Annotated in this window: 9 protein-coding genes and 4 pseudogenes; 4 read left to right on the forward strand and 9 right to left on the reverse strand. The window is 69.7% G+C overall.

Annotated features, from left to right (window positions below; all coding sequences use genetic code 11):
• Positions 1 to 290: 290 nt before the first annotated feature.
• A pseudogene (locus RM812_RS39150) lies at positions 291 to 440 on the reverse strand (IS1380 family transposase); the annotation flags it as partial.
• A gap of 138 nt (positions 441 to 578) precedes the next feature.
• On the reverse strand, positions 579 to 1,067 hold the full coding sequence (locus RM812_RS39155) for a MarR family winged helix-turn-helix transcriptional regulator (RefSeq protein ID WP_311585269.1): 489 nt from the start codon (positions 1,065 to 1,067) through the stop codon (positions 579 to 581).
• Here RM812_RS39155 and RM812_RS39160 point away from each other — a divergent pair.
• Positions 1,060 to 1,512, forward strand: coding sequence for a tautomerase family protein (locus tag RM812_RS39160; protein WP_311585271.1), 453 nt, complete (start codon positions 1,060 to 1,062; stop codon positions 1,510 to 1,512). The genes RM812_RS39155 and RM812_RS39160 overlap by 8 nt on opposite strands.
• Positions 1,513 to 1,562: 50 nt before the next feature.
• Here the strand turns inward: RM812_RS39160 and RM812_RS39165 are convergent, their stop codons facing one another.
• A complete protein-coding gene (locus tag RM812_RS39165) occupies positions 1,563 to 1,937 on the reverse strand; it encodes a hypothetical protein (protein WP_311585273.1) in 375 nt (124 codons plus the stop codon).
• Between the two features lie 54 nt (positions 1,938 to 1,991).
• On the opposite strand from RM812_RS39165, the pseudogene RM812_RS39170 reads away from it, so the two are divergent.
• Positions 1,992 to 3,109 (forward strand): annotated as a pseudogene (locus tag RM812_RS39170) (IS3 family transposase); the annotation flags it as partial.
• A gap of 215 nt (positions 3,110 to 3,324) precedes the next feature.
• On the opposite strand, the gene RM812_RS39175 reads toward RM812_RS39170, so the two are convergent.
• Positions 3,325 to 4,623, reverse strand: coding sequence for a lipase family protein (locus RM812_RS39175; protein WP_311585275.1), 1,299 nt, complete (start codon positions 4,621 to 4,623; stop codon positions 3,325 to 3,327).
• 143 nt (positions 4,624 to 4,766) lie between these two features.
• Between RM812_RS39175 and RM812_RS39180 the strand changes: the two are divergent.
• Positions 4,767 to 4,954, forward strand: a pseudogene (locus RM812_RS39180) (transposase); the annotation flags it as partial.
• Positions 4,955 to 5,057: 103 nt separating this feature from the next.
• On the opposite strand, the gene RM812_RS39185 reads toward RM812_RS39180, so the two are convergent.
• Both RM812_RS39185 and abc-f read right to left on the reverse strand, forming a co-directional pair.
• Positions 5,058 to 6,719 carry an ABC-F family ATP-binding cassette domain-containing protein gene (locus RM812_RS39185; RefSeq protein ID WP_311585277.1) on the reverse strand — a complete coding sequence of 554 codons (1,662 nt, stop codon included), beginning with the start codon at positions 6,717 to 6,719 and terminating at the stop codon, positions 5,058 to 5,060.
• 80 nt (positions 6,720 to 6,799) lie between these two features.
• Complete coding sequence (abc-f, locus tag RM812_RS39190; RefSeq protein ID WP_311585279.1) at positions 6,800 to 8,434, reverse strand: ribosomal protection-like ABC-F family protein; 1,635 nt, start codon at positions 8,432 to 8,434, stop codon at positions 6,800 to 6,802.
• Positions 8,435 to 9,149: 715 nt separating this feature from the next.
• On the opposite strand from abc-f, the gene RM812_RS39195 reads away from it, so the two are divergent.
• Complete coding sequence (locus RM812_RS39195) at positions 9,150 to 9,599, forward strand: spore-associated protein (protein ID WP_311585281.1); 450 nt, start codon at positions 9,150 to 9,152, stop codon at positions 9,597 to 9,599.
• Positions 9,600 to 9,915: 316 nt separating this feature from the next.
• Here the strand turns inward: RM812_RS39195 and RM812_RS39200 are convergent.
• The 3 genes and pseudogenes from RM812_RS39200 to RM812_RS39210 all read right to left on the reverse strand — a co-directional run.
• Positions 9,916 to 10,065 (reverse strand): annotated as a pseudogene (locus tag RM812_RS39200) (lamin tail domain-containing protein); the annotation flags it as partial.
• Between the two features lie 185 nt (positions 10,066 to 10,250).
• Complete coding sequence (locus RM812_RS39205) at positions 10,251 to 10,466, reverse strand: hypothetical protein (protein WP_311585283.1); 216 nt, start codon at positions 10,464 to 10,466, stop codon at positions 10,251 to 10,253.
• A gap of 173 nt (positions 10,467 to 10,639) precedes the next feature.
• Positions 10,640 to 11,098, reverse strand: coding sequence for a hypothetical protein (locus RM812_RS39210; RefSeq protein WP_311585285.1), 459 nt, complete (start codon positions 11,096 to 11,098; stop codon positions 10,640 to 10,642).
• Positions 11,099 to 11,541 lie beyond the last annotated feature (443 nt).

Here is an 11,541-nt window from a genome sequence, read left to right on the forward strand (position 1 = left end):
CGAAGGACCTTGGAGAACCCGACCACCGCGCCGGGTCTCCACCATGTCCCAACACCGAAAACGCGTCAGCCACCCGGCAGTTCCCCCTCAACGACACCTCATCGCCCCAACCGAAACGGCGAGGCTAACCCCGATCTTTCGCGAGGGTCCGCCGACGGAGTCGGTGGACCCTCGCGCTTTCCGGAGCTGATGGTGGGCAGGCCGGCGGCCCGGTTGTCGCGTCGGGTGGGCGCCGGGTTCCACTGCCCGGGGCGGGCGATGTTGTCGTCGGGACGGTGGAAAGTCGCTGGTCAGCCGGGGGTGATCAGGAGTGCGAGCCGTTCGAGAGCAGTGGTGGTCTCGCCGGTCCAGGGCCAGCGCTGGGCGAGGCGGAGAATCCTGCGTCGGCCGGTCGTGACGAGCTGGGCGGCCGCGGAGAACAGGCGGAATCGCAGGCGGTGGTGGCTTCGTTGGCGAGAAGCACCAGCGTTTGGCAGTTGGTTCGGGCAGCGGTCAGCGATTTCGAGGCGGGCAAATGCTGGTGAGAAGCGAGAGCGGCTGTGGCAGCAGGCCGCGCTATGCCGACTCCGCCAAGCCCGCTAACGCAGCTGCGTGTTCCGATGTAGATCGCCCGCCTGCTCCAAGGCGGCTTCGTAGGCGTGCAGGGCGGTGATTACGGTGGCGCGTTCTGCGGGGTCGAGACCGCGCATGACGCATTCCCAGGCAGAGGCGCTGCCAGAAAGCCATTCGCCGATCGGTGTGGCGTAGGCGGGGGCGATGGCGATGATGCGGCGGCGCCGGTCGGCGGGATCGGCAGTGCGCTGCAGGACGCCCAGCCGTGACAGCTCGCTGACCATGAGGCTGACGGTCGTCGGGGCCACCTCCAGCCGAGCGGCCAGGTCGTTGACGCTAGTGGGACCGTCGTACTCCAGGTGGGCCAGCAGCGCGAGATGTCGCGGTGCCAGGTCCAGGCCTTGGAGCGCCGGAGGGATGGGGAGGCGCTTGGCGCGGCCGACGAGCCGCGGCATGAGCAACAGCAGGGTGCGGACGGCCTCGTCCACGGCTGGACCGTCCGATTCCGTGGACATCAGCTACCTCTTCCAGATACCTTTAAAAGCAAAGGCTTTGTGTTCAAAGGGAATGAGGTCCACTATGCCGCATCTGACCGTTCACCTTCCAGAGAACAGACTGGCTGGTAAGGAACCCATGCTCGTCGCCGCACTGACCGACGCGATCGTCGACGTCTATGGCGAATGGGCCCGCGACCTCGTAAGCATCCGCCTGGCCGGAGTCCCTGCAGGCCGTTTCGCGCAGGGCGGCAAGGCCGTGGACACAAACGCCTCGGTGATCTTGGGTGTCCGCGCTGGCGTCTTCGACCGCCCCGACGCCGTCCAGATCACCGCGCGCCTCGGCACCGTGCTCACCGAGGCGATCACGCGTGTCGTCGGTGATGACCTCCGCACCGGCACCATGGTCGAACTCGTGGCGTCACCGCCGGAACGAACCTTTGTCGGTGGCGCCCTCACCGCATGACCCCCCCCAAATTGGCTACCTCACGACCTGCCCTTTTGGAAAAGAGGCACTCAGCCGACGGCTTGCTGTTCGGTGTGGGTCTTGGTCCAGCCATGTGGGGCTGGCACTTGTTCCCTCGCAAGGGTTGCCCCTGTCACCTGGCCGTATCCCGTCGCTGCGGTTCTCGTTGGTTCTCGTGGTGGCACCCTGGTGGTGGCACCCTGGTTTTCAAGGTGCTGCCTTGACTGACCGTCGGCAAGCGCGACGCCATGGAGACGGCGACCGATGCCGGTCAGGCCGATGGGGTCGGCAGGGAGCAGGGGCTTCGTCTCCAGGTCGTCGTCCGACAGTGCGTAATCACCGCTGGTCGAGAAGAACCCACGCTCGCCGAGGACAATGAACAGGCCCGCTGCAGAGCCAGGGCAGGAGATCCGGGACTGCTGCACGGATAAGTGACACCTGACCTGGCTTGCCGAGAGGCGGCCTGGAAGCCCGTTGCAGTGCCCAAGCCGTATCCGAAGGAGTTCCGCGAGGATGTCGTGCGGGTCGCGCGCAACCGCGAGCCCGGCGTCACGCTGGAACAGATCGCCGCCGACTTCGGCATCCACCCGATCACACTGTCGAAGTGGGTGCGCCGTGCCGACACCGCCGAGGGCGCCAGGCCCGCAGCGGCGTCGGGTGGGTCGGCCGAGCTGCGTGAGGCCCGCAAGCGCATCCGGCTGCCGGAGCAGGAGAACGAGGTTCTGCCGAGGGCTGCGGCGTATCTGTCGCAGGCGAAACTGCCGTCAAAATGAGTACCCGCTCGTCCGCGAGCTGGCCGCCGCCGCTGCCCCTCACCGGGTACCGGTGGCGGTGACGTGCCGGGTGCTCAAGCTGGGCCGCCAGCCTTACTGCCGGTGGCTGGCCTCAGCGGTCACAGAGTCCGAGCTCGCCGAGGCATACCGGGCCAACGCCCTGTTCGACGCGCACCGCGACGATCCCGAGTTCGGTCACCGCTTCCTTCTCGTCGAGGCCCGGGCCGCCGGTGAGCCGATGGCCGAGCGGACCGCCTGGCAGATCTGCCGGTACAACGGCTGGTGGAGTGCCTCCGGCAAGCGCAGGGGCCGCGGCAAGAACGCCAAGGCCGGGCCGCCTGTCCATGATGATCTGGTGCGGCGGGACTTCACCGCCGACGGGCCGAACCGGTTGTGGCTGACGGACATCACCGAGCCCCCCACCAGCGAGGGCAAGCTGTATCTGTGTGCCGTCAAGGAGGTGTACTCCGGCCGCATCGTCGGCTGTTCCATCGACGCCCGGATGAAGTCCCGTCTCGCGGTGAACGCGCTGGAATCCGCGGTGGCCCGCCGCGGCCAGGTCGCCGGATGCTTGGTTCACTCCGATCCGCTCAGGAAAGTTCGTGTCCGTTCTGGCACGTCACGACCTGGTCGGCTCAATGGGCCGGGTCGGTGCGGCCGGCGACAACGCGGCCATGGAGAGCTTCTTCGCGCTGCTGCAGAAGAACGTCCTCGACCGCCGTGCCTGGGCCACCCGCCAGGAGCTGCGGATCGAGATCGTCACCTGGATCGAGCGCACCTACCACCGACGCCGGCGTCAGAGACGCCTGGCCCGATTGCCCCCCCGTCGAGTACACCCCGCTGTCACCCGACCCTGCAGCAGTCCCTCCCTCGGACCAGCGACAACCTGCGGCGCTACTTGCCAACAAGGCTGCGTGGTCACAAGTGTCCTCTGGCATCGAACCTGGATCGTTTGCCAGTGAAGTCGGATTGGGCGGCGCCACCTCTGGGGTGCTCCTGACCAGCGCGAGGGCGCATCCCCAGGGGTGGGTCGGCGGGGTCAGGAGAGGCGGTCGATGATCCAGTCGACGAGGACGCCGGAGACTGCGCTGTGCGGGGTGTTGTCGGTGTCGAAGGCGACGTCGTCCAGGTGGAAACGGTCGAGGCTCTCGTCGAGGATGCTGAGGTTCGGATCGATGTCCCACGCGATCGGGTCGTACTTGAGGGCGGCCGCACTGACCGCAGGGACGAAGGCGCCGCTGTGGTGCTCCTCGCTGATCTTGGCCTTGAGCGCGTCCGCGACCTTGCCGAAGGAGTCCAGGGTGCCGCCGGGCACGCCGTCCAGGGCCGGGACATCGGTGGTGGTGGAGCGGCGCAGCTCCAGGCCGGCGTGCATACCGCCGATCCTCTGGTCAGTCCCGTGGTCGGGTTGGAAGCGGGCAGTGGCGCTGGCCACGAGCGCCTGCCAGTCGAAGGCGGTCTCGCCGGCCGGCAGCGGGCGGCCGACACCGTCGCCGCGGCCGTTGGAGACGCCGAGCAGACGGGGGCGGCGGGGGAAGTTGCCGAGGTCGGCCAGCTCGCGTACGAAGTCCTTGCGCAGGTCGCTCGCGGTGGCGACCTCGCCCGAGTACTTGGCGTCCGGTACCCAGGCCCAGAGCAGCTGCTGGGCAGCGGGGCTGCGGATCAGCGCGGCCTGGGACGGCTCGGCGGGTGCAAGCTTCTCGAAGAAGTAGGCGAGCTGCTGGAGGATCAGAGGGATCCAGGCGCCGTTGTGCGGGGAGTCGTAGGAGAGGTAGGTGGCGGTCTCATGGTCGGAGCCGTCGTTCTCCATCTTGGCGAGCGCGTAGCGGGTGACGATGCCGCCCATGCTGACGCCGCCGACGGTCAGCGGTTCGGAGCCGTTGCGCTCGGCGATGGCTCGGCTGATCGCCTGGATGGCGACCTCGGCGTTGTGCTGGATGTGGGTGTGTCGCTCGGCGAAGCCGATCAGGACGATGTCGACGCCGCGGGCGAGGAGCTGGTCGAAGAAGCCCGGCCGGCCGTCCTCGTACGGGGAGTTGAAGTAGTCGAAGAGCGCGGGCAGGTTGCTCGGGCCGTAGCTGAAGCCGTCGGCGAACAGGAACGGCTTCTGCAGGTGCGTACGGCCGTTGGCGTAGTAGACGGCCGCCGTGCCGGTCGCGCGGCCGCCGGGCAGTGACCAGGTCGCATCGGGCTCACGGCCGCCCGCAGAGCCGAGCGGGACAGTGAAGAGGACGTCAGAGGGGAGGGTCGCCGCCACCTTGGCGAGTTCCTCGGAGGTGGGTTCCGCCCCGCTCTCGCGCAGGGAGGTGGAGACGTCGATCCGGGGTGCAGCAGTCATGACTTACCACCTCATTCCATGTCGGGTCGTCACTGAGAGTACCTTCTCCATCACCTACCGCACTGCATGGAGATCGACCCGTCGATTCTTTCCCCTGGGCGCAGAACAGGGGTGGCGTGCGCCCAGGCGTGTCCGGCGACGCGAAGCTGTGGGAGGACGCGTGGGAGGAGTTCACTCCGTTCCTGCGCTCCGACAGGGATCCATCCGCCGCATCGTCTGCACCACCAACGCGATCGAGTCGGTGAACGCCCCTGTCCGCCGGGCGGTCAAAACTCGCGGCCGCTTCCCGAACGAGCAGGCCGCCCTGAAGCACGTCTACATGGCCATCAGGTGGCCGTGCGGGCCAGTTCCCCTGGTCAGAGGGGCCCGCCCGGTTCTCGCGCGCCGCTGCCGGTGACGGGTCGACGTACGGTACCCCGGGCGGGGGGCGGGTGTCAGGGCCGGGCCGGTGCCGCCTCCTGTTCCCGGTCGTGGCCCGGGGCCAGCCGGATCTCGCGGCCGGACCACCGGCGGCGCAGCCAGCGGTCGTGGCTGGCGACCACGATCGCACCCGGCCCGGTGGCCAGCGCGTCCTCCAGCTCGTCGCACAGGCGGGGGGAGAGGTGGTTGGTCGGCTCGTCGAGCAACAGCAACTGCGGCGGGCGGGCGACCAGCAGCGCCAGCGCCAGCCGACGGCGCTGCCCCACAGACAGCCGCCCGACCGGCCTGTCCAGGTCGGCCTCGTGCAGCAGGCCGAGCGAGACCAGCGGCACCTTCTCCGCCCGGGTCGCGCCCAGAGCCGCCTCGTAGGTGTCGCGGACCGTACGCTCGGGCCGCTCGAAGACGGTGTCCTGGGTGAGCAGCCCCACCGACAGCCGGCGCCGCCTGCGCACCTCGCCGCCGGTGATGGTCAGCTGACCCGCGAGCACGGCCAGCAGCGTCGACTTGCCCGCCCCGTTGCCGCCCGTGAGCAGCAGCCGGTCGGTGGCGGCCACCTCCAGCCCGTCCAGCGCGAGCCGCCCCGGCACCCGTACGCCGCGCAGGGCGATCAGCGGCGGCGGACCCTCCTCCGCCCTGGCCGCCAGGTCACCGGCGGCGAACCGCAGGGGGCGCGGCGGCTCGGCGACCTGGACGCGCTCCAGTTCCTCCAGCCGCCGGGTGGCGTCGCGCACCCGGCGGGAGATCGAGTTCTGGACGCGGCCCGCCCGGTGGCCGTAGCCCATCTTCTCGTTGTCGGTGCGGCCCCGGTCCGGGGCCACCCGGTGCGCGGTCACCCCCGCCGACGTGCGCAGTTCCTCCAGCTCCTGCTGTTCCTCGGCGTACCGCCGCTCCCAGCGCTCCCGCTCCGCGTGCTTCTGGGACAGGTAGGCGCTGTAGTTGCCGCCGTGGCGGACGGGGCCGTCGACCGCCGGATCGAGGTCGATCAGGTCGGTGCAGACGGCGTCGAGGAACGCCCGGTCGTGGCTGGCGAGCACGACGGTTCCGGGCAGCGAGCGGACCTGTTCCTCCAGGAAGGCGGCGGCACCGTCGTCGAGGTGGTTGGTCGGCTCGTCCAGGAGCAGCGCGGAGGGCCTCCGGACGAGCAGCGCGGCCAGGGCGAGCCGGCCGCGCTGCCCGCCGGAGAGCGAGCCGAGCGTGCGGTCGTGGCCCACGGCGCCGAGGCCCAGACCGTCCAGGACCAGGGCGGCGCGGCGGTCGGCGTCCCAGGACTCCCGGTCCTGGGCCTGTTCGAGGCGCCTGCCGTAGGCGTCGAGGACGTCCTGGTGGCCGGGGTCGTCCTCGGGGACCCGGGCGAGTTCCCCGCCGAGCCGGTCCAGCTCGGCGAGGTCCTCCCGGGCCTCGCGCAGCGCCTCGTCCAGGACGGCCGCGATGGTCGTGCCGGCCTCGAAGGGCATCTCCTGGTGCAGGAATCCGAGGTCGGCGGGGCGGGTGACGCTGCCCGCGTCGGGTTCGTCCACGCCGGCGAGCACCCGCAGCAGAGTGGACTTGCCGACGCCGTTCTCCCCGATCAGGCCGATGCGGTGACCGGGGGAGGCGGTCAGCGAGACGCCGTCGAGGACCCGGCGTCCGCCCAGGTCGCGGACGAGGTCGTGGGCGAGAAGTGCGGGCTGGGGCACGGTCGGTCCGTCCTCCGTGATCGGTGGTCGGCCCGCCGGGCGCAGGGCCTCGGACGCGGGCCACGTCACACGTCGGCGGCTCACACCACCGGGGCCGCCGCTTCCTTCAGCGTCCCGTCGGCCAGTCGCAGCCAGCGGCTGATCCCGATCTCGGCGAGGAACCGCTCGTCGTGGCTGACCACCATGAAGGCGCCCTGGTAGGAGTTGAGCGCGCTCTCCAGCTGGCCCGCGCTGACGAGGTCCAGGTTGTTGGTCGGCTCGTCGAGCAGCAGTAGGTGCGGCGCCGGTTCCGCGCACAGCACGCAGGCCAGGGTGGCGCGCAGCCGCTCGCCGCCGGAGAGCACACCGACCGGCAGGTGGGCGCGCGGTCCCCGGAAAAGGAACCGTGCGAGCAGGTTCATCCGCTCCGCCTCGGGCCGCTCCGGGGCGAACTCGGCGAAGTTCTCCGCGACCGTCCGGTCCAGGTCCAGCAGGTCCAGACGCTGCGAGAGGTGGGCGATCCGTCCGTCGTTGCGCTTGATCTCGCCGCTGTCCGGGACGAGGTCACCGGTGATCAGCCGCATCAGGGTGGTCTTCCCGGCGCCGTTGGGGCCGGTCAGCGCGATGCGCTCGGGACCCCGGACGGACAGGTCGACGCCGTTCGCGGCGAACACGTCCGCGTCACCGAGCCGCACCTGCATGCCCTCGCCGAGGAAGAGGTTGCGTCCGGCGGGCACCTGGGTGTCGGGCAGCTCCAGGCTGAGCCTGGCCTCCTCGCGCAGCGCGCGGCCGGCCTCGTCCAGGCGGGCCTTGGCCTCGCTGACCCGGGCGGCGTGCATCGTGCCGGACTTGCCCGCGGCCTCCTGCGCGCCCCGCTTCATGTTCCCCGCGAAGATCCGCGGCAGACCGGCGTTCTTCAGGTTCTTCTGGGCGTTGCCGGCCCGGCGCTCGGCGCGTTCGCGGGCCTGTTGCATCTCCCGCTTCTCGCGCTTGAGTTCCTGCTCGGCGCTGCGGATGTTCTTCTCGGCGACCTCCTGCTCGGCGCGGACCGCCTCTTCGTACTCGGTGAAGTTGCCGCCGTACAGGCGCAGTTCGCCGCTGCCGAGTTCCGCGATGCGTTCCATGCGGTCCAGCAGCGCGCGGTCGTGGCTGACCAGGAGCAGGCATCCGGTGAAGTCCGACAGGACGTCGTACAGCTTGTGCCGGGCGTCCGCGTCGAGGTTGTTGGTGGGTTCGTCGAGGAGGAGGACGTCGGGCCGCTTGAGCAGCTGGGCGGCCAGGCCCAGGGAGACGACCTGGCCGCCGCTGAGGGTGGCGAGGCTGCGGTCCAGCGTGAGGTCGGCCAGGCCGAGACGGTCGAGCTGGGCGCGGGTGCGCTCCTCGATGTCCCAGGCGTCGCCGATGGTGGTGAAGTGCTTCTCGTCGACGTCGCCGGACTCCACGGCGTCCAGCGCACGGATCACCTCGGCGACGCCGAGCACCTCGCCGACCGTGAGGTGCGCCGTCAGCGGCAGGCTCTGCGGGAGGTAACCGAGGGTGCCGCTGACCGACACCGAGCCGGTGAGCGGCTTGAGCTCCCCGGCGATCAGCTTGAGCAGGGTGGACTTGCCGGAGCCGTTGGGGGCGACCAGGCCGGTGCGGCCGGGTGTCACGGAGAAGGACAGGTCGTGGAAGACCGGGGTGTCGTCGGGCCAGGTGAAGGAGAGGTTCGAACAGACGATGGCGGCGTCGGACATGAGAGGAGGCCTCTGGGTGACTGAGGGCAGAGCGTGATCCCTGCCCGGGGCAGACGCGGGGAAAAGGGTACGACTAGACGGACCACCTCGGCAGCGCTCCGCGGCGCCGGCCGGTGGCCGTCATATCCGGATCTCACCCGGAGATGTCGTCTTCACCCACCACGTCTGTGACTCCTCGCTGGACGGTCTACGCGGTCGTCCAGAATAGCAGGGCGAAGCGAGGTCCGCCCCGTGCCGTCGTCCGTCAGGGAGCCACGAGCCAGGCCTGTCACCGGTTGAAACGGTGACCTGGTGCTCCCTTCAGCCTCCGTGACATTAAGGCGGGTGCCGCTCCGCCGCGGTGTGTGAGGGGAGGCCGGCCCGCTTCTGGGGCAGGATGGTTGCCCGCTTGGTGGTGGCTGCCCTCGTCGTGCGGGTTGCAAGACGAGTCGCGACGCGGACCAGGTCGGCGACTGCCCGCAGGTGGCTGTGAGCGTTTCCCCGCCGCCGGCTCTCTGTCGAGAGCGTGGACAGCCTGTGGCCAGGCATCACCGCAGGCCTGTCCGGCCTCACCGGACGATCAGCCGCACCAGCCGGATGCCAGACACATTCATTCGAACGCCAGTCTGCCGCAGACGAATTGAGAAGAAGTACGCGTCCGAAGCACAACCAATCCCCTCTGCCCGTGGTCACACCAGACAGGAGCAAACAACTCCTACGGCTACAAGGGGGAAATATGCCCATCACGCGTTCCATCCTGTCCGCCACCGCCGTGACGGCCCTGGCCCTGGGTACCGCGACTGCGCTCGCCGCGCCCGCGTCCGCCACTCCCAACACCACGCCCGAGAAGGTCTGCGGCAGCGGCTACAAGACCGTCAACTCCGCCGCCGTCGGCTCGCGCGGCACCGTCTACCTCACCTACAACTCCGCCAACGGCAAGAACTGCGTCGCGACCATTCGCAGCACCCCCGGCACCGCGACGGACATGTCCGCGTGGATCTACGTACCCGACACCGAGACCTACGACGAGGACTACGGGAGGTACACCTCGTACGCCGGCCCCACCTACGTCTACGGCAAGGCCCACTGCGTGGACTGGGGCGGCAGCATCGGCAACGTCAGCATCCAGATCACCGGCTCCAACTGCGCGGCCCGCGCCGAACACCGGGTCACCACGGTCCGGTGAACCACTGCTCGTGACGGCCGCCGTCCGGCGGTGACCAAAATGGGCGGCTTGCCGCGTCCGGCGACGCGGCAGCCCGCCTGTCGCCGTCACTCACCGCCGTTGGACCGGCCGACCCGAGCGGTCGCCTTTTGCGCCAAGTCGGCCGGGCCGGAAGAGCAACCCCTCGCTCGCGCACTGGCCTCCCGGCGCGCACGGGAAACCCCTACGTGGCGCTTCGCGCACGTCTGCGATCACCCCGCATGGCGTACGGACTCGAAGCGCTGGTCATCCGGCACACCCACCGCGTTCTCTGCTCGACAGGCTCCGCAGGGGAAGGACGCGTGTTGCCGCCCGAGCACCTGTTGGAGTCGCGGCCCGGAGCGTCGTACTGGACGCCCTTGATCTTCAGGGCCGAGGAGTACTCGGCGGCCTGGGCCGGGACGGTCGCGGCGAGGTCGAGTGCGGCGCCGGCCGCGGTGGTGGCGGCAGCGGGCTGTGGTGGCCACCCTGTGTCCTACGCGTCGTATCGGCGCCCGGCGGGCAGCCGATGGCACGGTGGAGCGCACCACGGTGGAGCGGTGCGATGCGGTGGTTCCGGTGGAGCGGATGTGCCGCCGGGGATGTGCGCCGGGATGCGAGCCGGACCGCACCACCGCCGTCCCGGCGGTGCGGCTACGCGGTGGTGCGGTGCGCCGGGTGCGCCTCCATCGCCTGCCGCATCCCCGCGGCCTCCAGCTGGCGCAGGACGTCGGCGACGTCGCCCTGGTCCTCGGTGAGGATGTTCTCGGTGAACCGGACGAATCGGACGGGCCACCTACTTGACTCACCCTCTGTTCCTCCTTCCTCGTAGCAGGGTCGTCCCTCGACGCCCTTCCGTAAGCCCTCCACCCGCACGCGGGGCGGCCGTCTCCCGCCTTCTCCAGCATTCCCAGCACCGACGCCACCGCGCACCCCTCGACCATGAAGCGGACACAAGACGTCGCGATGCCTCCCTCAACCAGAGCGAAACCATGCCTGACCGGCAGGAACCAAGTGATCACGTTTGGTCAAGATGCGGCTTCTCACCTTTTATGACCCCTTGAGGTTCGGGGTACCGGATACTTGGCATAAAGGTCGGCCAGGTCGCCCAGCGCCTGAGCCAACGCGGCTTGGGCATCGCGCCGCGGTCGGTCGGCTGCGAGTTCTCTGAGCGCCTCCCGCTTCGGGCGGCCTGCCGCGGCCAGCTGCGCACGGAGCGCCCGGCGCTCCTTGTCCAGGGTCTCCCCGGCCATCAGCAGTCGGCGGCAAGCTTCCTTGACCGCATCCCAGCCGTCAGTCGCGTCGGCCCAGTCTTCGATGAACTCCTCGTCGTCATCCGTGGAGAACGAGCTGGCGTGATTCAGGCGCGAGGTGTTCGAGCTGACCAGGAGCCGCCCAAGTTGGTACTCCACCTCACTGCCGGCATGTCCGCTTGCCAGCATGTCACCCAGAGCAATTGCCTTGGTAGGCGCCGGGAACTCGTGATAGTTCCAACGCGGCATCGAGCCCATCCTTTTCATCGCCCCATGAGGTCTCTCACCGAGAGCCCGAACAGGGCACCGAACTCTCGGACGCCCGCAGTCGGGCGTCTTCGCCGTCGCCCGGGTCGCGCAAGCGCTGAACACCACCACGGCGCACGTCATCTACCTTCCGTCCCGGCACCCGGTCGACTGGAGCCCGCCCCGATTCCGCCGTACCCAGCACACGGCCACCCGCATCGCACAATGGCGCACCTGGTACGAGCACGACCACCTGTCGCTCCAGGACATCGCGGACCAGGAAGGGACCAGCCTCGCCACCGTACGCCTGGCCTTCCTCAGAAGCTGTTCTCTTTTCGATCTTGAGAGATGTGCGTCGAACGGGAGTCCCGATCGGGTGATCGCGGGGCGCTGGACGCATACGAACAGGGCCTCCTGAACAGCTCGTTGGTGTCGAATCACCGAGC

Origin of the sequence: Streptomyces lancefieldiae, assembly GCF_031845825.1 — a bacterium.
Classification (GTDB): domain Bacteria; phylum Actinomycetota; class Actinomycetes; order Streptomycetales; family Streptomycetaceae; genus Streptomyces; species Streptomyces lancefieldiae.